Source organism: Tenacibaculum litopenaei (genome assembly GCF_964514025.1).
In the GTDB taxonomy this organism is placed as follows: Bacteria; Bacteroidota; Bacteroidia; order Flavobacteriales; family Flavobacteriaceae; genus Polaribacter; species Polaribacter litopenaei.
This window is the reverse complement of record NZ_CAZEQT010000007.1, coordinates 387482-414288: the sequence shown is the minus strand read 5'-3', so window position 1 is coordinate 414288 and position 26807 is coordinate 387482. Positions and strand designations below refer to the sequence as shown.

The 26807-nt window shown below is 36.4% G+C and carries 16 protein-coding genes; 6 read left to right on the top strand and 10 right to left on the bottom strand.

Annotated features, from left to right (window positions below):
* Positions 1–149: 149 nt before the first annotated feature.
* The 5 genes from ACKTS5_RS16460 to ACKTS5_RS16440 all read right to left on the bottom strand — a co-directional run bounded on the left by ACKTS5_RS16460 (position 150) and on the right by ACKTS5_RS16440 (position 6256).
* Positions 150–1052 carry an HNH endonuclease family protein gene (locus ACKTS5_RS16460; RefSeq protein WP_408044981.1) on the bottom strand — a complete coding sequence of 301 codons (903 nt, stop codon included), beginning with the start codon at positions 1050–1052 and terminating at the stop codon, positions 150–152.
* Positions 1049–2794: an AAA family ATPase gene (locus tag ACKTS5_RS16455; RefSeq protein ID WP_408044980.1), complete on the bottom strand. Its 1746-nt coding sequence runs from the start codon at positions 2792–2794 to the stop codon at positions 1049–1051. The genes ACKTS5_RS16460 and ACKTS5_RS16455 overlap by 4 nt, the downstream gene beginning before the upstream one ends.
* A gap of 124 nt (positions 2795–2918) precedes the next feature.
* On the bottom strand, positions 2919–3524 hold the full coding sequence (locus tag ACKTS5_RS16450) for a hypothetical protein (RefSeq protein WP_408044979.1): 606 nt from the start codon (positions 3522–3524) through the stop codon (positions 2919–2921).
* A 703-nt stretch (positions 3525–4227) separates the two neighbouring features.
* On the bottom strand, positions 4228–5913 hold the full coding sequence (locus tag ACKTS5_RS16445) for a DNA/RNA helicase domain-containing protein (protein ID WP_408044978.1): 1686 nt from the start codon (positions 5911–5913) through the stop codon (positions 4228–4230).
* Position 5914: 1 nt separating this feature from the next.
* Complete coding sequence (locus ACKTS5_RS16440) at positions 5915–6256, bottom strand: nucleotide pyrophosphohydrolase (RefSeq protein WP_408044977.1); 342 nt, start codon at positions 6254–6256, stop codon at positions 5915–5917.
* Between the two features lie 157 nt (positions 6257–6413).
* On the opposite strand from ACKTS5_RS16440, the gene ACKTS5_RS16435 reads away from it, so the two are divergent.
* The 5 genes from ACKTS5_RS16435 (at position 6414) to ACKTS5_RS16415 (ending at position 13961) form a co-directional block, all read left to right on the top strand.
* Positions 6414–6566 (top strand): hypothetical protein, encoded by a 153-nt coding sequence (locus ACKTS5_RS16435; RefSeq protein ID WP_408044976.1) that lies wholly within the window; start codon positions 6414–6416, stop codon positions 6564–6566.
* A gap of 57 nt (positions 6567–6623) precedes the next feature.
* Positions 6624–7346 (top strand): SMI1/KNR4 family protein, encoded by a 723-nt coding sequence (locus ACKTS5_RS16430; RefSeq protein ID WP_408044975.1) that lies wholly within the window; start codon positions 6624–6626, stop codon positions 7344–7346.
* Between the two features lie 56 nt (positions 7347–7402).
* Positions 7403–7567 (top strand): hypothetical protein, encoded by a 165-nt coding sequence (locus tag ACKTS5_RS16425; protein WP_408044974.1) that lies wholly within the window; start codon positions 7403–7405, stop codon positions 7565–7567.
* A gap of 3569 nt (positions 7568–11136) precedes the next feature.
* Positions 11137–12000 carry a neutral zinc metallopeptidase gene (locus ACKTS5_RS16420; protein WP_408044973.1) on the top strand — a complete coding sequence of 288 codons (864 nt, stop codon included), beginning with the start codon at positions 11137–11139 and terminating at the stop codon, positions 11998–12000.
* Between the two features lie 284 nt (positions 12001–12284).
* Positions 12285–13961 (top strand): tetratricopeptide repeat protein, encoded by a 1677-nt coding sequence (locus tag ACKTS5_RS16415; protein ID WP_408044972.1) that lies wholly within the window; start codon positions 12285–12287, stop codon positions 13959–13961.
* Between the two features lie 464 nt (positions 13962–14425).
* Here the strand turns inward: ACKTS5_RS16415 and ACKTS5_RS16410 are convergent, their stop codons facing one another.
* The 3 genes from ACKTS5_RS16410 to ACKTS5_RS16400 all read right to left on the bottom strand — a co-directional run bounded on the left by ACKTS5_RS16410 (position 14426) and on the right by ACKTS5_RS16400 (position 18632).
* Complete coding sequence (locus tag ACKTS5_RS16410; RefSeq protein ID WP_408044971.1) at positions 14426–16066, bottom strand: DUF1501 domain-containing protein; 1641 nt, start codon at positions 16064–16066, stop codon at positions 14426–14428.
* A gap of 23 nt (positions 16067–16089) precedes the next feature.
* The gene (locus ACKTS5_RS16405; RefSeq protein ID WP_408044970.1) at positions 16090–17718 is read right to left on the bottom strand and encodes a DUF1800 family protein; all 1629 of its coding nucleotides are present in this window, start codon (positions 17716–17718) and stop codon (positions 16090–16092) included.
* Between the two features lie 179 nt (positions 17719–17897).
* Positions 17898–18632, bottom strand: coding sequence for a suppressor of fused domain protein (locus ACKTS5_RS16400; protein ID WP_408044969.1), 735 nt, complete (start codon positions 18630–18632; stop codon positions 17898–17900).
* Between the two features lie 375 nt (positions 18633–19007).
* Here ACKTS5_RS16400 and ACKTS5_RS16395 point away from each other — a divergent pair, with 375 nt between their 5' ends.
* Positions 19008–19748, top strand: a complete 741-nt coding sequence (locus ACKTS5_RS16395) for a hypothetical protein (protein WP_408044968.1) — start codon at positions 19008–19010, stop codon at positions 19746–19748.
* A gap of 52 nt (positions 19749–19800) precedes the next feature.
* On the opposite strand, the gene ACKTS5_RS16390 is transcribed toward ACKTS5_RS16395, so the two are convergent.
* Positions 19801–20271 (bottom strand): hypothetical protein, encoded by a 471-nt coding sequence (locus tag ACKTS5_RS16390; protein ID WP_408044967.1) that lies wholly within the window; start codon positions 20269–20271, stop codon positions 19801–19803.
* A gap of 46 nt (positions 20272–20317) precedes the next feature.
* The gene (locus ACKTS5_RS16385; protein ID WP_408044966.1) at positions 20318–26644 is read right to left on the bottom strand and encodes an alpha-2-macroglobulin family protein; all 6327 of its coding nucleotides are present in this window, start codon (positions 26642–26644) and stop codon (positions 20318–20320) included.
* Positions 26645–26807 lie beyond the last annotated feature (163 nt).

The window sequence follows — 26807 nt, the reverse complement described above, 5'->3', positions numbered from 1 at the left end:
CTAACATCCATTATACTTTTTAATATGGTATCTATTGAGGAAATTTATTCTACCATTGTGTTATTACTTTTCTTCTGAAACTATACTGTATTTAAATAAACTATTTTACCATATAGTTTTACACACATTTAATTCATTGAATGAAATAATTAAATGGAATTAAATGCGGCTAGAACTATATTTTGAATATTATTAGTTAGATAAGGAATCATTATAGCTGAAAAATTTTGTGAATTTTTTACAATATATTTTCTTAATAAAGTATGTGTACTTTTCTCATTATTCGCATTACTTTTCAATTGTCGTAATTGAAAAATTATCTGGCTATTAAGTTGGTCACTACTAAGCGTTCCATCAGCCAGCATCACAAAAGCACTTTCAATTGCTTGTTTAAAAGGATTAATTACATTTTCAACTCTTTCTAATCTTAATTCCTGACGATTAAGTTTACAAATCTTGATTGTGTTCTTACCTCTATCTTGATTATCAATTCCTCTTATTCTAATTCCATTTCCTAAAGGATCATTAAAAAAATCAAAAAATAATTCAGGGTTATCTATTTCAGGATGTAAGAGATATGGTGCTTCAGCTAACAATGGATTGTTTTGAGCTAATTGATGCGAAAGATTTAACTCTCCATTTGCTAAAAAACTTGGTACAATTACCCTATTACCAATTATTGGAAACTTATTGTGTTTCCCTCCATCTCTGTTACATTTAACGCAAGAAGGTAATAGATTAGTCCATTCGTAGCACAACCAATAATATCCATTATGTGTTTCATCCTCACTCACTTTTTTCTTTGGTCGATAATGTTCAATATCTGCCTTGGCTAATCTTTCACAATAAGCACATTTATTATGATAACTAATAGCTAATTGATCCTCTACTTTAGATCTATTCTCATCTGGATCTCCATATGGTTCCCTATAAATGCTATCTGAAATATTATCCTTAGCTATATTCTTAGCTATATCTAACAGAGCTTCTTTAGTTTCATCACTAGACAACTTTGCTGTTTTATGACTATTAGGCTTAATTACATATCTCATTTGCGTTTATTTTTAAACCTTTCTATTAATTCTTTTTCTTTTGCATCATCTAAAAATGCCATAATCTTATTCTTAAGCCTATCATTAAACTCTAATTCTTCAAAAGATTCTTCAGTTCTAACAAAAGTTCCTTTATCTCTACTTTCATTAGAAATATTGTCCATACCGAAAATGGGGGACGTCAAAATAGTATTAGGTAAAAGTTCTTCTAAATATATTTTATCGTCAACTCTTACTAAATAAGTTCCTTTTTTCTTATCCCTTTTTACAACACAAACAACACTACTCTTTGGAGCCCCTAATAAAGGAATTGGACTATGTGTTGAAGCAATAAATTGGACTTTAGGAAAAGCTTTTGTTAATTGCTCTACTAAATGTTTTTGAAACTTAGGATGCAGATGTATGTCTATTTCATCAATAAAAACAAGTCCTCTTAATTCTCCTGGGTCATCTACTTTGGGTTGTTGACGATACAACCTTACTAATAAATCACTCATCATAGCAAAAATACTCATATACCCTGAAGATAATTTTTCTATAGGAACTGGTTCTAAAAGATCTTGATGTTCATCAATTTCTTGTACTTCTGTAAAAGGACCTTCATCATTAAATCCAAATTCTACTTTTCCTACATTCAATAACAATTCTTCCAAAAACTCTTTGATAGCATAGGATCTTTTAGCAAACTCCTCATTGTTCGGCGATTGAAACCACTCTTTATACTGAGTTTCTAAATCGAGTAAGTAAGCATTATTATTAAATAACGTACTTGAATGTCCATTTTTACCTCTAGCTTCTTGTAGTTGGTTTTCACTTAAATTATTATGAATCGGATTCAATCTCATTGCGCCATAAGCAGCAAAGCCTAAAAAGAGTGTTTTTCTTTTTTTCGTTTGGTTATTACCTTTCCTCTTAAAAAACTGATTAAATCCTGTTACATTGTTAGATAAATGTGTGTCTATTTTACACTCAAAAGAACCTACATCTACTGATTCTTTCTCTGATACTTTACTAAACCCTATAGTTCTTGCCAGAGCTTTTAAAACACTACTTTTTCCCACTCCATTCTCTCCTGTTAAAAAAATCCATTGGCTATTTATAGGAATATTATCTAATTTCAACGATTTTATCGGTCCGTAATTCTCTATTTCAAAACTTTTAATTTTCAATTTCCGAATAGAATCTAACTCTCGTTCGTAATGTTCTATTTTATATTTATAACCTTTTACTTTACTTAGGTCTTGTATAAACTCCTCTTTTGGAATTATTCCTATTCCAAAATCTTCATTATTACTCTTTTCTTCACGAATTAATGAATCAATTTTAGACCAATATTTAGTTAGAAACTCTGAGAGGCAATCCTTAAGTCCTCTACTCTTAAATTCAAAAGTATGCTTGCTTGACTTAAGTAAAAAGTCTTTTTCTCTCATTTCAACTCCTAAACTAGGAAACACTTTATCTAATATAAAATCAAATTTTTCTCTATCATCTGATACAGAAAAATGTAACCAACAAGCTCCATGATAATCTACCATAAAACTTATATTAGGTACTTTTCTTTTCCAATCGGAACCTTTCCAAAAACCTACAGAAAGATATTCTGTATTTCCTAAAAACCAATAACCTTCTTCTAGTCTATTAGATCTGTTTGTTTTTCTTAAACGAAATACTATATCTGGGTTCTCTATAGAAGCTTTATCTAACAACTCTAAAAGCTCATTGTGTATATCTGTAATTGCCATATTTTTACTTTCCTTATTTCTTTTAATGTTTAACCATCTTTATTTGTTGGTTATAATCCAATTGCACTTTTAGCAGACTCTAATACCTATTAACTTAAAACCACTCATAACTTATCAAGTTATTTTAAACTACTCCATCATTACTTTCTATCAAAACAACATCCTCAACAACAGTTTGCTTAGATATTTTTAATTTAGCCTCAGCAATGGAAGTAGTTATTTTAGTAACCTCTTCTTTGTGATTTTCTAACTGCTCAGTAATATCTCTATACTTATCATATGTTCTAAGCTCTAATCTCATTTTTATGTTTTGAACAAACTCTTTAACATTAGTAAGAGTCCCAAAAGCTATAAAAGAAAACAAAGCCATAATTATTAATACTAGTTGATTCCAGTTCAATAAATCTCCAAGTTTTGTTATTTTAAACACGAAATAAAGTATTAGGTTATAACCTATAAATAAAGATGCCAAAACAAAACGGACGCCAAAATAAATGCGGTTAAATTTCTTGTTTAATTTTATGTTTAATTGCTCCTTTCTTTGTATTAATTCTTTAAGCTTTTTATGTCTTAATTGTAGTTTACTTAAACTGTTATTTTCTTCATCATTTTCTTTAGTACTTTTTTCTAAAGTAACTTCTACTTGTCCTAAAGATGCTACATAAATTATAATTACAATTACAATTACAAGAACTATTATAAAACTGTTATAACTCTTATCTTTATTCATGTTTTTAAGTTTTTATACTCTTAAAATCCATTTACAGTTATGATGATTTTATTTAACACTCTCAATCAACAAACTATGGATCAAAACAGAAACCTTTGATTAACGAAGGCTCTTGTTCTTAACTTTTATTATTCACGTAAATGATTATAGTGTGGAAGCTGTTTTATATAAAGGAAGAATTTCTAAAGAAATAGGGACCTTAATTAACTTTTTTTCTCTCACACTTTTTCATAATATAAATGTAAGGATGTTTGACTTTTTTTATTACGGATATCCTCAATTGAGCATAAGAATTTCGCTTTTAATCAACAAAGATGCCGTTGATATCATCATCCCCTGCAAGTGGGACAGTTGTTTTGGAAGTATTGAAAGAGCGTGATCTCCTCCCGTATTTAGCTACTAGTATCATTAGAAATACAACTAAACCTAACTAGAGAGGATAAATCACAAGGATGTGGTTTAGGAGTTGTTGATTGAAATGCAGATAACTTTCATCAATTAAAAATTTAGACAGTAGCTCAGCACAATAGATAAGTGCTAATAGTGTATTTCTCTTTAGTTAAATGGGGTTTCTAGGTAGACTTGTAATCAAACATATCTGCTAAACTAAATGGTATATAACAAGATTATCAGCTTTATTCTATAGGAACTCGTAGTCTTGTAATGAAGAATTCTAACACAGGTGTACGAGTTCCTTATTAGCCTATTGGAGTGATATGAATGTACTGAAGTAACGTTCTAAATTTTTATCACAACAATAAACAAACGTGCCTTTAATTCCGCGATACATCAAAGTTTTATAGATATTTATTATGTACAAGTGTAAATCATCATCGTTTACACCTCCTTTTCCTTTCGTATCAAAATAGTTATCTTTTACGATTTCAATTTTATTGGTTTTTGTATTGTATATAATCTCATTACCGAAAATTACACCACAATAGTTTAAATCATAGCCTTGCGTTGTATGAATACACCCCATTTCCGTAAGACTATTAGTCGAGTTAATCCAGTCTTTTGTTTCACGGTTCCAAGTCATCTTTACTCCATCAATTAATGCGTCATAGGCGTCTGTACCATTTGATGATACCCATTTCCAAGAAAAACCTGCAGTCATTCTGGTTAAGCCATATTTTTTTTCTTTGTATTCTAATTGATGAATCATTTCCTGTAGATTAGAAAATAAAGCAAGTTCGTAATTGGGACTAGAGAATTTTTTTAAGTTCTGAACATTTTTTTTAGTTAGTAAATGGTTGACAAATTTTATATAATCTATACCAGCTTTTACCCTTAGTTGAGAGCTAAGTTTAATTGTATTTTCGGTATTCTTAAGTTTGGAAAATGTTTTTTTGGAGATATCTGAAGGTCGTATAGATTGTGCTTCATCATAAAAAAACATCTGATATTTACTTTTACTGAGAATCCAATCGAGTTCAGTTCCCTCATGTCCCATTCCTAAAGATTTGTTCGTATTATCAAAACTACCATAAGCAGTTAGTCCTTTTCTTCTTTTTAGGCGATGAGCTTCATCGATTATAAGAATATCATAGTCTTTCTTTACCACTTCTGAGGGACCAATAACCATGTTGGCTTTTAATCCCGGAATACTTTTAAACACGTTTTTTAGAGTTTTTCTCAAAGATGTCATTGGGACCACCAAGGCAATTTCTGGCGACTTTTGCAGATAATTTCTAAATGAGTTTATTTTTTGATATTTCTCTAGAATGTCTGTGTTTTCTTTATCAATACTATCAATAGTTACATGAGTAACAAGTAGTTTTATGAGATAAACGGCAAGAATAGTTTTACCTGTACCAGCACTTCCTTCAACGAAAACAGGACCTTCTTTCTGATTACTTAACCTTTCAAGATATTGAATGACGACTTCATTTTGATCAACCGAGAGGGATTTGTAGGGAGAGTATTTGTAAAGATCCGAATTGTCGATATCGAGGATATCTTTTGCTACAACCTTTTTGAGTTTTAGATTTTTCCAGATATTTTCAAAAATTTCGAAGTAGTATCTTTTTTGATAGTAATTATGTTCAACTATTCCGGCATTTCCGTTTAATAATGAGTATCCTGTATCGGCACTCATGTATTTTATTAAATTTGATTCTATATCTAAAGCAGCTGATTTATTAAAATAAGGACTAGAAATCACATAAAGGTATTTTAGTCTTTTTTTATCGATGTTCTTTAAATGATCGTTCATACGTTTCGTCACATTTGTAGATTCACCGACGTAGGCTACTTTTTTTAAATCATCGTAGAGAATATATATGATTGGATGATTAGAGGTGTGTTCTTGTTCTTTTTCAATGCTTTTTATTTTTTCTTTTTTAAAAATGTATTGATTTATATATAGGTGGTTTTGAGTCAGGTCCATATTAGAGTTCGTTGTACTTTTTGGAAGTCCCTTTGGCTTTTTCTACGGGATATTTTTTATCGTTAAGATCTATTTTTTTTAAAATAATTTCTTTGACGTTAAGATTGTTTTTATCAGCTAAGAGAAAAGCGAAAGAAAATACGTCCGCTAATTCTTCAGACAACCTTTCCTTATTAACAGATTCTATTTCTTGAAGTTTATTTTTCCATAAAAATAATTCGTTTAGCTCACCAGCTTCAATAGCTATTGCCGATGCTAAATTTTTGGAGTCATGAAATTGTTTCCAATCTCTAGCATCTCTAAATTCAGTTAACGCTTTGATTATTTCATCGATATCTGACATGGTATTAATTTATAAAGATTACGGACTAATCTACAGATAATTTTATAAAAATATTATAGATACATATTTTAATATTTTCCAATAAGAGGTTTTAACTGTATTGCGAGTTTTTTCATATTATCCAAATTTAACAGCTTTTCAAGGAAAGAATATTTTAATGAATTCCGGATTAGAGTATAATTTTGAAGTTTTAACTCCAACAAGTGAAGATAAAAATAAAAAAATCCCTTTCAATCAATTATCTAAATCAGGAAAAGTTTTAAATCCTTATAAGGCTTTTATCATAGCGGAGAAAATGACCAGAAAATAAATGAATTATGATTTAATCGCTTACTTTAGAGTTCTATAAAAGTAAGTCTAATAAAAAATGAACCTAATATTATTCTGTATTGTTGGTGTTGTTTCACTCGGTATTGTATTCTTATATCATAAGAAGACGAAGAAAACTAAGGACACTAACCATAAAATGTATGACAAGCGGTATATTGCTGAAAAAGAAAGAAAGAAAAAAGTTCAAAAAGGGAGACTGGAAAAAAGAAAAACCGATAGTATCGCAGTATTACAAAGCCTAGTTTACAAGGACTATGAAATCTCTTCTATTATTATAGAATTGCTCCATGATTCGAATGACCATATAGAAATAAATGATACTTTAGATGATTTTGAGATTAATACTATTGAAAATCGTTTAGGTTTTGCATTACCTAAATCGTACAAAATATTTCTAAAATACTTTGGAGATGGAGGAGAATGGGTATATGCCAATGCTGTTGATAGTATTCAAGATTTTAGTTTTTTAAAAGATTATCGAAAAAAATTAGGTAATACTATTCAACTTGTTGGAGAAAGAGACGTAAAAGTCGATGCTTTATTATGCTTAATGACTGAAGATTCTAACGGAGGAGCTTGGGTTTGGTTGACAGATGAAGTTAAGGAAGATAACGAATGGTCTTTAGCCTATTATAGTATGATGCATGAGAAATTATTTTATAAAGTGGAAAATTTCGCAGCGTGGTTGAAGATTCTAGTAATATGCAAAAATGAGGTAATCTCGGAATTAGATAAAGATTTTACATTAGAACTTGGTTAATGGTAAATTTACCATTGTATTTTTGTATTGAAAAAGAACAATTTAATAATTGAAATATGAATAAGAATGAATTGATAAAGGGAAATTTAGAGTACCATTTAGATAATTCGGTAAAATCATTGAAAGGTGATTTTTCATACTTGAAGCTTTTGGAAAGAGAGTTCATTAGTCTTGAAGAAACAAAATGGTTTGCTGATCCAGAATTCGATATTGAGTGTTAATTATCGATTATAGTGCCAATTTTTTTTGCAGTCATCAGGTGGTCTGTGTAGGCATTGTTTTGATTTTGTTGTTAACAAGGTCTTTTGTGAAGATCCTAGAGGTTTAAGTATGCCTAGCATCAAAATTTGATGTGAGAACTGTATTGATTATTGATAAGAGCTGAACTTCTGTTTGTTAAAATGATTTTCGTAGTTAAATGTAGACTCATTTGTAAGTTTTGCTGAGTTTTTCCCGTGAATAGCTCAGTAATTTGTGAATATCCCAGTGATTTAAGTATGCCTAGCCTGAAAATTTTTCTGGAAACTTTCATGTATTGTTGATAAGTGTTGAACTTCTGGGATTTATGTTGGTTTTAATGGTTAAAAGCAGTGTCGCTTGTGAGTTTTGCTGAGTTTTTCCTGTGAATAGCAAGATCTTTTGTGTATATCCTAGTGGTTTAAGTATGCCTAGCCTCGAAATTTTTCTAGATATTGGAATTTATTGTTGATAAGTGTTGAAATTCTGTTTATTAAGATGGTTTTTTTTTAGTTAAAAGTAGACTCATTTGTAAGTTTTGCTAAGTTTTTTCTGCGAATAACTCAGTAATTTGTGGATATCCTAGTGATTTAAGTATGCCTAGCCTAAAATTATTCTAGATACCGGTATGTATTGTTGATAAGTGTTGAGGTTCTGGTGTTTAGGGTGATTTTTATGGTTAAAAGTGGACTTGTTTTTGGGTTTTGCTAAGTTTTTTCTGTGAATAACAAGATCTTTTGTGAATATCCCTGTCTTTTAGGCATGCCTAGCCTCAAAATTTTTCTGGAAACTGGTATGTATTGTTGATAAGTGTTGAGGTTCTGTTATTTAGGTTAGTCTCTGTGCTTAAAAGTGGTGTCGCTTGTGAGTTGTGCTGAGTTTTTTCAGTTAATAGCTCAGTATTTTGTGAATATCCTAGCCTTGTAAGCCTGCCTATTCTCGAAATTTTTCTGGAGATCGGTATTTATTGTTAATAAGTGTTGAAGTTCTGAGGTTTAGGGTGGTTTTTTTGGTTAAAAGCGGTGTCGCTTGCGAGTTTTGCTGAGTTTTTCTGTGAATAGCAATATCTTTTGTGAATATCCCTGTCTTGTAGGCGTACCTAGTCTCAAAATTTTTCTGAAAATTGGTGTTTATTGTTAATAAGTGTTGAACTTCTGTAGTTTAGGGTGGTTTTTATGGTTAAAAGCGGTGTCGCTCGCGAGTTTTGCTGAGTTTTTTCTGTGAATAGCTCAGTATTTTGAGAATATCCTAGCCTTGTAAGCCAGCCTAGGCTCGAAATTTTTCTTGAAATTGCTGTTTATTGTTAATAAGTGTTGAGGTTCTGTGATCTATGTTAGTCTCTGTGCTTAAAAGTGGTGTTGCTCGCGAGTTTTGCTAAGTTTTTTCAGTTAATAGCTCAGTATTTTGTGAATATCCTAGCCTTGTAAGCCTGCCTAGGCTCGAAATTTTTCTTGAAATTGCTGTTTATTGTTAATAAGTGCTGAACTTCTGTGGTTTAGGGTGGTTTTTGTGGTTGATAGCGTTGTCGCTTGTAAGTTTTACTGAGTTTGGGCTGTGAATAGTAAGATCTTTTGTGAATATCCCGGTCTTGTAGACATTCCTAGTCTCGAAATTTTTCTAAAAATTGGTGTTTATTGTTAATAAGTATTGAGGTTCTGTGATTTAGGATGGTCTATGTGGTTAAAAGCGGTGTCGCTTGTGAGTTGTGCTGAGTTTTTCTGTGAATAGCAAGATCTTTTGTGAATATCCCCGTCTTGTAAGCCTGCCTAGCCTAAAAATTTTTCTGGAGATCGGTATTTATTGTTAATAAGTATTGAGGTTCTGTGATTTAGGTTAGTCTCTGTGCTTAAAAGTGGTGTCGCTTATGAGTTTTGCTAAGTTTTTTCAGTTAATAGCTCAGTATTTTGTGAATATCCTAGCCTTGTAAGCCAGCCTAGGCTCGAAATTTTTCTTGAAATTGCTGTTTATTGTTAATAAGTGCTGAACTTCTGTGGTTTAGGGTGGTTTTTGTGGTTAATAGCGTTGTCGCTTGTAAGTTTTACTGGGTTTGGGCTGTGAATAGTAAGATCTTTTGTGAATATCCCGGTCTTGTAGACATTCCTAGTCTCGAAATTTTTCTAAAAATTGGTGTTTATTGTTAATAAGTATTGAGGTTCTGTGATTTAGGATGGTCTATGTGGTTAAAAGCGGTGTCGCTTGTGAGTTGTGCTGAGTTTTTCTGTGAATAGCAAGATCTTTTGTGAATATCCCTGTCTTGTAGACGTTCCTAGTCTAAAAATTTTTCTGGAGATCGGTATTTATTGTTAATAAGTGTTGAACTTCTGTGGTTTAGAGTGATTTTTAAGGTTAATAGCGTTGTCGTTTGTGGGTTTTGCTGAATTTGGGCTGTGAATAGCTCAGTATTTTGTGAATATCCTAGCCTTGTAAGCCTGCCTAGGCTCGAAATTTTTCTAAAAACTGGTATGTATTGTTGATAAGTGCTGAACTTCTGAGGTTTAGGGTAGTCTTAGTGGTTGAAAGTGGACTTGTTTATGGGGTTTGTTGAGTTTTGGCTGTGAATAGCTCAGTATTTTGTGAATATCCTAGCCTTGTAAGCCTACCTAGCCTGAAAAATTTTCTGGAAACTGGTATGTATTGTTGATAAGTGTTGAACTTCTGTTGTTTAGGTTGGTTTCTGTGGTTAAAAGTGAAGTCCTTTGTGAATTTTGATGAGTTTGAGTTGTAAATAGCTCAGCATTTTTTGGATTTCCTGGCCTTGTAAGCCTGCCAAGCCTAAAAATTTTTCTGGAAACGTGTATTTATTGTTAATAAGTGTTGAACTTCTGGGGTTTAAGATGAATTTTGTGGTTAAAAGCGGTATCGCTTGTGAGTTTTGATCTGTTTTTTTGTGAATAGCTCATTATTTTGTGAATATCGGAGCTTTGTGAGCTTGTCTAGCCTTGAAATTTCATGTGAAACGTTCATTCATTGTTAATAAGTGCTGATGTTCTGTTGTTTAAGGTTTATTTCTCTGAGGAACAGGGGAGTTTAATAGAAATTCTGCAGACATATATAAATTACTGGTTGGGTATTCGTAAAGAGACCAAACATCGAAGTTAAAATCGAACTGTGGAATAGGGGAGATTCAATAATTTTACGAATCTATTTTCCTTGTTGCAGAGCTTGATGAACGTTTATGCGTTTTTAAAAGAGAAAAAATGTAGCGATTGAATGCCTAAAACCTGAAATAAGGACAATTTTTTACTGGTAGCAGAAAACGGAATAAAAAATTCTGCAGATTCAGTAAAATTAATATTTGATATTTAAGTGTTTTGTTATTAGGTGTTTATGTTGGTTTGTAAAGCTTCTGTAAGTGCAGAATTATAGCTGTAACGATTTTGTAAGCAAATATTTTACAGGATTTTCAGTTTAGCATCTATATTTGACCTCGCTTTTTGAAAATGATTCGTATCGATCTTTTATAGATTGTATCATTGGTTTAAGTTTAAGATATGGAATCGTTTTTAAAAAGCATTGATTAGCTCGAATGATCACACTAAAACCCTTCAAAATTATGAGACATTTTATTAAACTAGCGGGACTAGCCGTGTTATTAATGGCACAGAGCTGTGATAGTAACGAAACTGAAGCAGTAGGTAAAGATCTCCTGTCGCCAAAAGCAGGATTGACACCTAGTGATTTCAAAGGTGACAACCACGACTGTGCAACCGTTTCTCAGTTTGGTCCAAATTCATACTGGACAGAAACCTTAGTAAACACTGCAGAAACTAATTTTTTAATCCAGCAAAACAACAGTGCATCTAATTTATTTGGATTAGCTAATGTACCGTTATATTTCGCTGGTGGACCGGGAACATTTAATGCCTTATCATACGGACCTCCTAACAATTTTATTATCTGGGGTGAAGACATGATGCGCAAAGGATTAGAGTATGGTAGACCTGCAGTAGCTTATATCGCTGCACACGAAGTAGCGCACCAAGTACAGTTCAGACAAGGATATCCTTCAGTACGCGGAAACTCAAACACAGAGTTAGAAGCAGATGGATTTGCTGGATACTACTTACGTAAGCGTTATACTTCTACTTGGAGCAACGTATCTGCCGCTTATAATTTTTCTCAAACGATTGGTGGTGCTAACGGTTCTTCACACGGAACACCTGCACAACGTAGATCTGCATTGAGATTGGGTTGGTTATTAGGTCAATACGATTTAACCAACCAACGCCTAGACTATAATTTCTTTTATTATTACAATTCTTACGTATTACCTGGAAAAGGGAAAGCGCCATCTGGAGCTGAAAAACCTGCTGGAATCAGTAAAGAAATCCATGAGTATATCATGACCAAAATTACCGAGTTACAGGAAATTAACAACGGGGAAATTTCGGAAGAAGAATTTACAAAATTAAACTAATAGATAAAAGATTGAATTAACATCGATCATTCGGGTAACGAAGAATCTGTCTAAATTTTATGTTTGGACAGATTTCTTGTTTCTGAGTGTTGCCAGCTAGTACAGCTGTAAATATCCCTGATTTTAAGAGGTGTATGGAGTATAGGGAAGCTTCAGATACCGCTAAAATCACATGGGATATCTTCCTGTTTTTAATAGGAGTTTGTTAATTTTATCGACCTACTCAATATTTCAGATTTCCTAGTGTTTCGTAGTTTGAGTAGATGTCCCCTAATATTCGTGAAATGAAAAAAGTATTGTATTGGATTGTTTGCTGTTTGTGCTGCAGCCAGCTATGGGCGCAACAGACAGCGATAGAAGACTTTTTATTCAGATTAAAGAGTTTTGATAGCAGTATTACCCAAACCCAAATAGATGCAGAACTGCAAGGAGTTGCAGTACTGTCCGATTCTTTAAAGGCCGAGTTGTATACCGAACTCGGTAATTTTTATTATGTAGTAAAGCGAGATAATGAGGCCGCTTTTCGCAATTTTTACCTGGCCTTGGAAAATGAAGCCATAGCCAGTTATACCCAAGCAAATGCCTATAATGGTATTGGGGTGATTTTTAAAGAGTACCATCAAACAACCATCGCCGAAGAAAAGTACCGAAAAGCCTTGGCTATTATGCAAAAGAAACACGCTGATTCTATTAGTGATATTGCCAGCGTGTATAACAACCTCGGAAATTTATACGAAGATGCAAACCTCCGAGATAGCGCTTATGCCTATTATAAAAAGGGCATTAATCTAGGAGACGCGCATCAGCAACCCGCTGTAGGCTGCCTTTTTAATTTAGGACATTTACTGCTCAGTAGAGATTCGTCGTACTATTATACCAAAAGAGCCTTGGATCATGTAGTGGCCAAGAACGACAGTTTGATGATGACACTCTGTTGGTTGAATTTAGGAGTGATAGAAACGGATGCAGGAAATTTGCAGGCTGCTGATAGCCTACTGACCTTGTCAAAACGCAGCGCAAAAAACAATGGTCAAGAAGCCTATTTACACGAAGTAGATATGTATCGAGGCTACTGGGAGGTTCGTAAAGGTACCCTTGTTTCAGGGATAGAGAAAATTGAAAAAGAACTTCCTTTTTTTGAACAGCGAAAAGATTATGCCCAATTAAAGAAAGCCTATGAGGTTTTAGAACAAGCATATGTAAAAGTTGGAGATTACAAAAAGGCATATGGTACTTCTAAGGCCTTTTTACAGTTGGGAAGTACACAAAAAAAACAGCGAAAATTAGTGGTGGAACAAGGGATTCCTCTGTTGAAAAGCTATCAGAAATTATTAGAGAACCAACGTGTACGACAACATAAAAACAGAAAGTTTTTACCGATTGCGATAGCGAGCCTTTTGATAGGTATGCTGTTGGGAGTATTGTTTTTTATACATTTTAAACAGCGCAAAAAAGAAGAGGTGCTCGACATGGAGAAAAAGAATAACGAATTGTCATCAGATGTCGTGGAGTTAATAGATGAAAGTAAGCAAATTACTCACGAATTGCTGTTAAAGAGTATTGTTATCAGTGAAAAACAGTCTTTTTTGAAGTCCTTGTTAGAGAAGTTAAAAGAGCAAATGCGTTTGGCTAAAGGACAGCGAGAGAAAGAGTTTTTGCAATCTCTGTATAAAGAAATTCAGATGAACCGTCAGGAGCATCTCGAAAAGGAATTTGAGGTGGTGTTCGGGAAAACACATCCCAATTTTTTTAGTAAAATTCAAGAAAAAGGTTTTGTGTTAACGAGTAATGAAATGAAGCTCGCCGCACTGGTGCGCCTCAATTTTAGTACACGAGAAATTTCAGAAATTACGAAAAAAACACCCAATACCGTCAATGTTGGTAAAACGCGATTAAAATCGAAGTTGCAGTTGACCAAAGAAGACTCTTTGTGCTCTTTTTTACAAAATATTGATCGCTAGTTTTTTGTACTTATTTGTATCGGTATTGTAAGTCAATTATTGAGTGACATACATATTTTGTAATGCTCTTTTTTAGGTGGTTTCCCCAAAGAGCTCCTACATTTGTCGACGAACGAAAACAACGCTTGCCATTTAGTGCCCCCCTCGCGATTTATCAAGTTCGCTATCCAGAATAACTAAAAAGTGTAAGAGTGTGGTCAGTTCGTTGGAATGAAGAAGTCTATTGGTGTAAAGGAAGCGCTTAAAAGTAGTATTGGGCTTTAGGCATTAATTCTTTACATGATAACGGTGTTCAAAATAAAATCAACTGAGATTTCCTTTTCCCTTGAATTATAGTTGATTTTGATGGTTGGTTGGAACGATACAAGAACCGTTGTCTCCAAAAAACGAACTTCTTTAATTAGAAACGGACTGGCCTTTTGATAAGTAAAAAACTCCTCAAGATTGAGGAGTTTTTTTGGTGTTTATTCTTTTATGAGTTTGTGGGTTTCAGTTCCTAAGGCACTTTCAATTTGTAAAAAGTAGATGCCAGGTGCTAGGGAAGGCCATTCTAATGCCGTTCGTTGATTTACTACTTCTTTACTGCTTTCAAATAGCAAACTACCTTCGGCAGTATACACGCGATAATAGAGCTGCGCCACTTCTTCATCGGCTGATAGCAGCAGTCGAGATTTGAACGGATTCGGAAAGAGATTCCAGTGCTGCGCTGATCCTGAAGTAGTGTCGCTTTCAGAGGAATCAGGGATACATCCGGCTGCAACAGAAAAAGCTCCTTTCACGAGTGGCGCTATTTTTAAGTCGGCAAAACTCTGGTTACTGGAGTGATTGTAGAACGTCTTATCCAGAGTGCCGTTGCTCGATCCCATAAAATCTTGTAATAGGGTAGCAAAGGTCTGACGATAGTCAAACTGAACCGTTTCTAGTTGATAGTTATTGGCATCGGTAGCCTCGGCAAGATTAACATTGGTACCAGAAACACCACCTCGTATGGGTTTTCCAAATACGAACATCGGAGCTGCCTTTCCGTGATCAGTTCCCAGATTTCCGTTTTCTTTGATTTTTCTACCAAATTCTGAAAAAGTTAATCCTACCACATCATCGTCGAGCGCCTGCTGACGCAAGTCTTTCATAAAGGCTGTGATGGCAGTAGACACTTGCGTGAGTAATTTGTTGTGTGTTCCGTTAATATCATTGGCCGATTCTATTTGCTGGTCATGGGTGTCAAAACCACCGATGCTCACAAAATAAATTTTAGATTCGAGCCCACCACTGATTAAACGAGCAACAGTTTTTAACTGATCTGAGAGCTTGTTGTCGGGGTAGCTAAGAGCGTTTTTACCTTTGTCAAAAGCTTCAGAAATTGCTTTGGAGTAGGTATTCGATTTTTTGGTGGTATCAATAATGTATTGCAGCTCTTTTAAGAAATGCGTATCGATAGTAGTTTGCGTAAGGGCATTGTCAGAAAGAGCAGAAAGCTGGGTGTAAAATCCTTTGGGATCTTGTCCGGTAAGGTTGATAGACAACCCGTGCTCTTTGGCTCCGTGGAAGCCTAACTCCGTTTTGCTCAATCCCATTTGTATCGCCAGCGGATAGCTTTTGGTCAAATCATCGATATAGTGGTTTTCAAGAAATCGACCTATCCATCCCGAGTTTTTTCCGTTACTCCAGCTTTTACCATCATTTCCAGTAGAGTAAATATCTTTGGACGCAAAGTGACTTCCGTTTTGAGACGGATAGCCTACAGACTGTATGATGCGTAATTGATCACTGTCATAGAGTGCCTTTAAGCCTGTTAAAGCAGGATGTAAACCTACTTGTTGATTGTCGGGGAGCGTAGAATCGAGTTTAATATAAGCTTGTGAACCAGTATCTCGAATCCCAATATTAGGACGGAGGTTTCGGTATTGATCGTAGTTGTTGAGAGGAATCACAGTATTCAGGCCGTCATTGCCACCGATGAGATTGATAAGTACTAGTTTTCTGTTGGATAAATCGCCACAGTTTGAGGCGAGATCAAATGCTGAAAACATGGCTTTCACGTCGGAGGGGAGCAATCCAATGGCTGTGGTAGCGGTGGCGAGTTTTATAAAATGTCTTCTTTTCATGGGAGTTCGATTTAAGGGGAAGGTTACATGAGTTGAAATTCAGGTGCGTTAATAAGGACGGTAATTAGCGCTTCTAATCGTGTTTTTACAATGGTATTATCACGTGTACTCGTGTAGTTAATCCATGCGCTAGTCCAGTATCCACTTGGGAAATCACCGAGTAGAATTTTCGAGAAGTAGCGTTTGCGTTCTTCCGAAACGGCCTCGGGATAGAGTAAATCGGTAAATTCAGTAATTAAGTCCGACGAGGATGACGGGTTGGTCATGTTTTGTTCAACAAAAGAAGTAATGTCCAAAGTCACGTAAATTCGAGCGTTGTTATTACTTCGGTCTCTACCTGCGAGCAAACTTTGTATGATGTTAAATCGGGGTAAAATGGTATTGGAAGAATACCAATGTCGATCAAAATCTGGTTCTTGATAATAGGCAGGATATCCAGCTACGGTATTGGGTTCCCAAAAGGGCATTCCAGCCTTGGTGAAACATGAGTTGTGGACAAAATTAAAAAAGCGATAGAATTCCAAAGCGTTGTTTTCTGGATGAGGAATTTCTAATTTGAAAAAAGAGACAATTTCGCTGAGGAGATTTAAGGGGCTTTTGACGATACTTCCAATGATTTCATCACTATCTTTGGCATCATCCTGATCGTAGAAATGCTTTGAGGTTAAGAGCTTTTTTAAAATGGGTAAAAGCTCGAAGTTTTCGGTGATGAGATCTTGTGCCAGGGGCTTAATAAACTGTTCTTCAGTTTCCGGGTCCCAAGTACTTCGTATAAAAAATCGATAGAGCTTTTTGCAATAAGAAAGTGCAGTGGCTTCTTGCTGAAAAACCATGTTAACAAAGTCGTCGTGTTCTTTTTCAATAGCTGCTTCCGTAGTACCGGCAACAATTTTGGTTTCGTTAAAGGCAGTACTAAAGGTTTTATCTGTTTTATCGTGTTGGTTTACGAAGACTTTTCCTCTCGGGATTCCGGTGTCGGTATCAATCACATCACGCTTGGGCTGGATTTTAATCCCTGAAAAAACTTTTGCGGCTATTTGAACGTCTTTTTCAGTATAGGTAGTGTAATCTTCCGGGCCAATCTGTTGTCCTTTCAGTATGGTAAACAATTCTAAGTATTCACGAGCGTAATTTTCATTGGGGTTACGAGCGTTGTTACGAGTATTGTTAAGGTAAATCAGCATGGCGTTGTCAAAAGTGATTTTTTTAGCCAAGTCTTTGAGGTTTCCTAAGGCATAGTGGTCTAACAAACGGACATAATCAAAAAAATACGACGCGCTCGCCGTTCCACCGACGGATTTTGAAACCGTAAAACAGCTGTGTAAGAAAAAGCTCGCTTTTTGTTTTAGTGAATTTTGTTGGAGTGCGTTGTACCACCACCAAGCAGTGACAATTCTCTTTTTTCTCGTTTGACCACTAAAAGTAGCCGCCGAAGAAGTCCAATGTCCGTCCGGATTCCCTGTTGGGAGTGGGTCATAGGGGGCAGGCCATGAATTAGTTGTAGTGTTTACCAGTTGTTCAACAGCCCGTTCTGGAGTAAGGTCAGCTAAGCTAAGGAGGAGTTCTTTGGTGTAGGAAAAAGAAGTTCTTCTTAATAGGTGTTTGGCTTTACGGAGTCCTAAACTCGCGGATTGTAAATCGGAGTAACTCATTGTAAAAGGGGATTTATGATGTATTTAAGGAGCCTTAAAGATACGGATTTTTTTAGGAACCCAACTTGAAGGTGATTTTTTTAAAAGGGAAAGGGATTGTAATTCAGCTTCTAAATGAGCTTGATACGCATTGGGTAAGGCCAAAAAAACTCCTCTTAGCAAGAGGAGTTGTAAGGATTTTAGAACAAGCCTAAAAATCGTTTTTTACGAATGGTGTTTGAGCGATTAAGCGTTAAAATATCCGTGACTTCATAGGTGTCAAATCCGGGAAATAACGATTCAATACCCTTGTTCATTTTTTGTTTAACTTCTTGCTCGTAGAGTGGTATCAAACTGTAGAAATTGATGGTTTTTTCTGGGAGCTCTAACTGATGGAAGGATTCTTCAAATACGATGGTGGGTAACAAAACCATGGTATTTAACGCGGTGTTTTCAGCAAAGGGTTTTGCTGGATCTCCATTGGGAATCGTATGTCCATATCCCAGCCATGTATTGTACTTGTGTGGAAATCGAGCTAAGTATTTTAACCAGCGTATTGGCCAATAGTTGTTTTCGTCTTTAAAGTCCTCTTCAGAAACTTTCCAGTCTTGAGGTAAACAAATACTCAGTTCGGCAAAGGCGTACTCTTCCAGACCATCCGGTGTGTTCATAGGAAGGTCACTCATTCCTGACGTGACAAAGGTGTGAAAAGGTCGGGTGGGAGTTGCTTTAATCCAATGAACGTCGATGTGGACTTGGTCAGAAATAATTTCGTGAAATACCTGATCAATGTTTCCTACGTGTTGCTCAATGTGGTTCGAAATTTCTTCGATAGCGGAGGTTCCTGTGGGAATTTCAAAATCAGAGAAATCCCGCTCGTCATAGGTGTAGATTGGTGCCCCTGATGCAGACAGTGTTGGTTCTTTTGTATCCATTTCTTTTATCTTTTTTGAAGACATCGCGCTAGCATAAAAACGATGTCCTACAATTCTTTTGCACACAAGGTACTAACAAATTGTACACAATGAAAGTATTAAAGCAGAAAATGTTGGGGGAATTCCTTGCGTATTTAAAGGCGGGAAGCTCGAAATTGTAGGTCTCAATAAAATGAGTAAAAAACGGTGAGATTGTCAGGGATTAGTGGCCTAAATTAAGAATTGTTTGTGAATCGCTTCTTTTTTTCAATAAGTTGGCAATTCTGTTGGAAGCTGAGGCTAGTAAATGAAGTTGTTTTAACATTTTATTAACAAATTTAACTTATGGTCTTCGCCGATTAAGCTGTTTCACCCCTACACAAAAAATTAAACAAAATGAAATTAGTAGTGAGAGGAGTCGTAGTAGCAATGGCGGCTCTACTAACGGTAGGATGTTCGAAAGACGATATGGTTGATTTGAATTACAAGCAGAGCTTTGTAACTAAAAGAGAGGCTGAGCATTTTATCAATCGCGATGGTAGTGTTACTGCTATTGTAAAAGGGGCCTTTGAAGATACCAATCCGAATTCAGTAGTGGTAGAGAGAGGTTTTGTATACGGGTTAAAATTAGATCCAGAAGTTACAGCAAGCAACACGGTGGTTGCTAAAGGAGTAATCGAGAATGCAGTAGTGGGAGAAATTAAGAGTTTAGAAAAAGGAAAGACGTATTACGTTCGCGGTTATTTTAAAATGCAAACAGGAACCTTCTTTTACGGAAAGTCAGTGCAGGTATTGACACCATCAGATATGAAGGCGGTGCGTAAGCTAGCTTTAAAAATTGAAGACAAGCCATTTTTCGTAGCTAAAGATCAATTGACTCCAACGATGGAAGTGACAAATTTATTGAAAGAGTCACCCGTGACCATCGGTTTTGAATACAGTGAGCAAGCAAACTTTAGCGGAGCAAAACAATGGAATGTGAACGGACTTACTGGTAACATCCAAAAAAAGAAATACCAAGCGGTTATTAAAGGGTTGAAATCGGCAACGACTTATTATATCAAGCCATTTGCGATATATGCAGACGGTACTAAAAGTTATGGAGGTACGAATACAGGTACTTTTAAAACGAACTAGTAATTGACAAGAAATAAAAAAGACCTTCTATTTGAAGGTCTTTTTTTATGTTTTAGAATTGGTAGCGCACCCCTAATCCGAAGTCACTATTGAATCCGTCATAGGCATCACTAAAGCCGAATTCAGGTCGGAAATCCAAAGAAATCATCAAAGGAAAATCAAAACTGTATTCGATACCCACCACTCCAGCAGCAAATAAAAAAGTATTGGAGTTGTCCGTGATTTTGTTTTTCCAGTTTCCTAATCCTCCACCGGCACCAGCAAACCATTGAAATCCTTCTTGAAGTGGCCATACCCATTGGTACAAACCTGTAGCTTTAAAAGCGCTATAATCACTTTTTCCGCGGATACCCAAGTCTATTTCTAATCGATTTACCGGACTCATTTTACGTTGGTACGATAATTCAGCACCAAAACCGTTGTTTCCTCCAAAACGAATACCAATTGCATTGTCAGCAATCTGTTGTGCTGAAGCTGAAAAAGCAATCGCTAAAAAGGCCAAACACGCCAATAGTTTTTTCATATGATTAAATTTTAATATTCAGTTTAAATCGGTTCAAAGATATTTATTATTCTGCAATCTGCAGGCGAATCCCTTTAGAATGACTGTTAAATTCGGGAGCGTACATACATTGTAATTCGCTGATACCACCACTAAAATTCCCTGCGTTGTTCGCGCGAACATCATATTCGAATACATAAATTCCTTTAGGTAAACGATCAAAGAAGAAGTTTGTTGCAGCATCCTGGGTATTTTGATAGTAGTACAAGCCGTCTTGCCAATGGTATTCTGACGGTGTAAATAGCGGTTCAACACCACTAGCTCTTCCGTCTTTTAGGTGAACGAATGACAAGTCGTGATCAGTTTGTAATTCTAAGCGAATCGTGAGCAAATCTCCTACTGCTAACGGACTCCCTTCTGTGATAGGGATAAGTTTAGGACCTTGAGCAGTATTTACCTTTTTGTAATACTTTTTACGAATTTTCAACGTGGTCGCCGCAGCACTGATATTGTCGAGCTCTTCAAAATATTGCCAGTACATAGCTCCCCAGGTAGTACTGTTGTTGTTTGCTTTGATGCGGATAGTACCTAGTTCAGGACGTATATCTTTGGCCGACCAGTTTTTTTTGAAATAACCAGAACCAGCTTCCGCTGATGCACGAGGAATGGTCAAGGGGGTAGTTCCGAGTGTAACTTCTGGTAACTCTGTGTTAGCGATCCAAGAGCTTCCTTGTTGCAACAAAGCATACACGGCTTCCGTGGTCGCTTTGCTCGTTTTCCATTGGTGCACTTGCTTGTTTTTGAGTAACCATATTTTTAATTCATCAACGGTCTTAGTGTCTTTCGTAATTTCTGCGAAGGCTTCAATAAGGAGTGCCTGTGTTTCAATAGGCGATTGATACCAATGCCAATTAGGTTTGTTAGCTTTCCAATAACGCCCTAACTCTTTTGAGTGAATGCTGCGTTCGTGCAGTGATTTCATAATGTTTTTAGGTAGCGTGGAACTGTGATTACGTTGGTGTACTAAGGCAATCATGGCTTGGCTTGCTAAAGGAAACTCCTGCCAAAACTGGGTACTTTGCTGTGCGTAGTACGCAATTGCTTGGGAGCAGTGTTCGTCAGTACTTTTGCTGTCTGGGTAAAGACTCTTTAAGTACAGGTAACCGATGATAAAGCTATTGAGGTGATTTTTTGCTAAAAATAACTTTGAAGCCTCACTACTTTTGGTAGCAGCGATTTTCTTCGCCTCTTTTTGTAAAGATTCATAACGTTCTACAATTTCATTGTCTAAAAATCGAAGGGCTTTGGTACTAATTTTCGAAGTGTTGAGAGTAACCCCGAGTTTTTTGAGATGTCCAAGTCCGCTAGCAATGTGCAAGGTAATATACGAGTTTGGATACCTACCACCTTGATACCAAGGAAACCCTCCGTTTTCTAATTGGAATTTTTCGAGTAAACGAAGAGCGTTGTTAAGTCCATTGTTGAGGTTGTTTTTATCGAATAACAAGCCGAGGCGTTTGCGCTGAGCAGATTCGGATTGCGCTTCGCGTAGCCAAGGGGTTTCTTGGATTGTTAAAGCCTTTAATTCTTGGTTTTTTTCCAGAGGACTCAAAAGAGCTTTGCTGTTTTTCCATTGCTTAAATACAGTTTGAATTGCAGGATTTGCTGAAACAATTTTTTCTGCTAGCGCATTGGCGTACAGACGAGCAAAGACTTGTTCGCTACATTCTTTAGAGCCCTCCATTAAAAAAGGAAGCGCTTTTACAGCGTACCAAGTAGGGTTGCTAGTAAGCTCTAAAGTGAGTTGATGCTGTTCAAGGCTCTTTGATTTGTTTTTGACGAGTTTGTTAAAACGAAAAGAGTTTGATTCGTTTCCAGCTGTCCAAAGTGGAAGTGTTTCGGTAACTAGTTTTTTAGAGCTCAACACGGGTAAGAGTGCTTGCTCACCATCAGAATACTGACCAGCTTTTGCTGTTATTTTGTATTGAACAACTGAGAGTTCTTGAGGAACTTGAAATGTCCATGATACTTGGACGCTCTGGTTCTGTGTAATTGAGAAAGATTGATGAGCGTTGAAATTTTGAAGCGGAATGACAGCACCGGTTGTCGGATCTGTTAAGTCAAGTGTCGCAGTCCCTTGCAGTAGGGCTTCCGAGAGATTGTCAATTTTGGCTGAAAAGCGAACGACATCACCTTGACGCATAAATCGCGGTGCATTCGGGGAAATCATTAGTTTTTTTTGCGTGACAGCTTCAAAACTTTTCACTGCGGAATGTGCTTGTTTGTCATACGCCAATAATTGAAGTTTCCAGGTGGTAAGGGCCTCAGGAGTTTTAAAACTAAAGGAGAGTTTACCTTGATCATCTGTGCGTAATTGTGGGTAGAAAAATGCTGTTTCTTTCAAGTTTTTTCTCGCTGGTGATGGTGAGGTGGTTTTTTTTTCTTTGATGTTCAGATCGTTCGTATTCAACCATCCAGAGATATCATCCGCTTCCATCTTAGCAATAGCTACACCATTATTGCCTTGAGCACTGAGCGCTTTATTAAATCTTCTTTCGGACTTTCCGTGAGCTATCATTACGACTTCATCTAATGTTTCATCGCTAGTTTTTAATTGGAAAGCAATCGGTTTCATATCGGTTATGGTATATTCGAGGGTCTCAAAACCAATAAAGCTTATTATTAGCGTATCTCCAACCTTTACAGGGATGTTAAAAACTCCATCGAAATTGGTTTGCGTACCTAAAGTTGTTCCTTTTAGGAGTATGCTTACCCCGCCTAGAGGACCGTTATGATCGCTGACTATACCCGTAAGAGTTCCATCCGGATTTCGTTGGAGTGCTTTTAACAGCTGCAAATATTGATTTTGAATCCATTGATTTTGATGAAAGCTAAACCCGAAATTTTTTAGTAGTGGCGCAACGGGTTGAAAAGGGCTGATACGTTCGGGGTACAACTGATTTCTCATGCGGAGTCCTACGGTGGAAATACTGTGATTGGCTTGTGTATTGTGATAACTACTGTAATAAGCACGTCGTATTGGAGTAAAATTCCAATCGTGCGGAGCAAAGGTATCTAATGAAGCGTCATACATGCTTGCCAATACTTCGGCAGTTACCTTTTCCTGTTGAGGTCCACGTATGTTAAAGGTCCATTGTTCTTTATTACCGGGAAGTAATTTGTCACGAAATGTAACGGTTTCTATGTCTAATTGGGTAGCCGGATAAGGAACCTTAATAGTTTCGTTTCCTTTGATAATAGAATTTGCAAATACCCCGTACCACTTAATTGCAAATCCTCCTAAATCTTCTTTAGTTACAGGAACTTCGATAATTTGTTGGTTTTTGCGAAGACGGAGGTAATACCTCTTGTAAATTTTGTAGTCCTTTTCAACGACGACTACGAGGTGGCCATCACGAGTGTTGGTTTGTACAGCAATCTTGGCAGTATCACCAGGTTGGTACGACGCTTTATCTGTCTGTACGTTCAGGTAAGCATTGTCGGCTGGTGTTGAAGCTTTAGTATCAAATACACTGATGAATTTTTTAGCGAGTACTTTGTTGCCATCTGCGTCTGTAGCGTTGAATTGAACGAGGTATTTACCCGGGGTCCACTTGCTCATGTCCGGAATAGCAATGCGTTGTTCCGCTTTGGTAGTGAGCTTTTTTTGAAAGGCGAGTTTGCCTAGTTTCCAAAATTGATAATCGTCTTCTTTGCCATAAGCATCGTGTGGGTATTTCTTGATGAAATCCGCTTTAGCAATGGTTTGAAATTCGGGCTGTTGCCAGGGGCGTTCTCTTAGTATTCGCTCAGGAGCTTGTAGTTTGTGAATGGTAATGTCACCGTCAACAGAAACAAATTGCTCAGCGAGATTTTTGGTGGTGATATTGAATTCTTGTGAAATTTGGTTGTTGAGTTGGTCATCCATGGTGATACTTGCCACAATGGAATGATACCCGACAGAAATTGTTTTTTGTGTGCTTTGAGTTTCGCCATTGAGGTCAGTAATGTCCGCATGAATTTCAAATTTGAAAGTCGGTAAACTTTTAGGATCGATACTTGCATCGGGAAGGGCTGTAAAGTGAATAGAAAAGTTTCCTTGCGAATCGGTAGTGGTTTCACCCTGAGCAATTTCTCGGGCCAGTGATGTGAGTTGAGGTCGACTCCAATACCACCATTCCGGAAATACCGCTCTTCGATGTACGCGATACACTACTTTTGCCTTGGAAATATTAGCCCCTGAATAGGCCGTAGCTTTACCAGGTAGTGTTATTCTATCGTTTATTTTAAAAGTAGATGTAAGTGGAGTAAACGCAGCTTTGAATTTGGGACGCTTGTAGGCTTCCATGCTAATGTATTCATGGGTTGTTTTTCCGTCCACGATAACTTCAAGCGCATAACTTCCAGTAATTCCTTCAAAAGGAAGTTGGATGTTTCCGTGAAAGGAACCGAAATCATTGGTTTCAAAGTTTTTTGTTTCGATAATTTGATAATTCGGATCTCTGGCAATTACGGTCACTTTTTTAGCGGCTAGTACTTGGGTACGCGTTTTTAATTGCTGTAAAGCAATTCCTTTAAAGTAGACGGTTTGTCCAGGTCGATAAATACTGCGATCGGTAAACAGGAAGCTGTGGGTACGAGCCTTGTCCTCGTAATTCTTTCTTGAGCGGTGTACAGGGTTTAAGTAAAAGTTACCGAATTGAGCGCGATCATTTTTATATCGGACATTCGCTTTGACATTTGAATAGTAATTGTGCTCAGGAACAAAGCTAAAGGCTCCATGGCGATTCGTAGTGAACTTTTTGTGGAGTTTTTTTTGATGATGACGCGTTGGTTCATTTGCGAAAACTACGCTAGCACCTGCTATGGGTTTTCCGTTCTGTCTGTTGACCACCTGAAAATTATCACTAGCCTGATGGTTTTCTATGAGTACCAAATTGGTGACCTGTAACGCTGTATAACCGTAAATGTCTGTCGCTGTTAAGCTAGGCGAATTATGAGCGATGAGAAGATATTGACCTCCTGCCAATTTAGGGAGTCCAATTTCTGTGCTGTGCGTTTGGTAGTCATCCGTTTTTTTTAAAGCTGTACTCCAGTATTTTAAGCGGGGCAGTTGTTGTATGAGTTGAACCTGCTCGGTCGTTCCATGCGTCTGTGTTATTTTATCCCATGCTTCAGGAGTGATTTTATAAATCGCCATGTATAATTTTTGCGTGTTTTTATAATTGATCAAGGCGCGAGTATAGGCGTTGATAGGTAAAAACTTTTCGCTAGTAATGTTGATGGCGACCAACTCGATATTTTTAATCAAGCGTTTACACGACGCTGCAATCTTGTGGTTAGGTACACTTTTTAAAAGGCTTGTGCACAGTTTTAAAGCTTCTTTGTTCTTGAATTGGTGCGCTGTGTTATGCGGATGGTAGCTCGAGGCCAATTCGTGGTAGTGATTGGCCAAAGCGAATTGGTAATGTGCCTTGGCATTGTCGTCTACTTGCCTATCAATTTGCGTTTGTAAAGCGGTTTCGAAAAGCGTTGTCTTTAAAGGGAAGCTTCCTTCGTCTTTTACGTAGTATAACCGCTGTAAATCGTTATAAGCCAACGCCTCAAGGTGCTGTGCTTTTTGGTGGAATTTTAGCAGTTCCTGATAAAGCGCCAATGCTCGGTAAGGCAATGCATAAGGATCATCACTTTTAATGTTAAGGCTGAGAAAATCTGTTAGCGGTTTTATATAATCCGGATTGTCTACTGTAAATGCAACAGCTGGTTGGGTAATGCTTCGTTCAGATGACTTGTAAAAGGATAAGGCATTCTGAGCTAAAAAATCGTACAAACTAGGCTGGTAAGTGGGAGCACTGTTTGTTATTTTAAGCAAGGTTTTAAATTGAGTGATGGGAAGAGCTTGCAATTCTTGTGCTTGGTTTAGCGAGGCTGTAAACCTGTGTTGGATTTCCTTAAAAAGTGTGGTGAGATCCCAAGTTCTGAAATCCTTACTTTTTTGAGAGCTTCCCAGTTGGGTACGGTTGTAAAATTGCCAACGGTGCTCCTTGAAATATTCCCAATACAAATTGGCAAGTATGTTATGAAGTATGTTTTTACTCGGGAAAGATTGTTTTGCTGCTTGTTCTTGCAATCTTTCAATTACTTTTAATTGGGCATTTTCTTCTAAGACCAATAAAAATTTACTTTGGTAAATTATGGATTTGATCAATTGTTGCGAATTGTTTTCTTGTACCGCTTTGTCGTGAATAGTATTGACAATAGCGACGGCAGACTTAGGAAGCTTGTCCAACTCGAATTGGTATACCTCTTTCCAAAGGTCTTCATAGGATTGCTGAGCTTGAATGTTATTTGAAAAAAAACAAAATAACAAAAGTATGGGCGTGAGTTTATTCATTTTTTGATTTTTTAGAGTGTAAGTTACACATAGATTATTGGGGGTAAAGCAACGGATTACAGTGATGTAAGTCAATCTGCTCTTCGTAAAGTTAGCCGTTAAATTGGTGAATTTACTTTTTCACTGAGTTTTGGTTTTAAAGATAACGAAATTGAACTGCGGT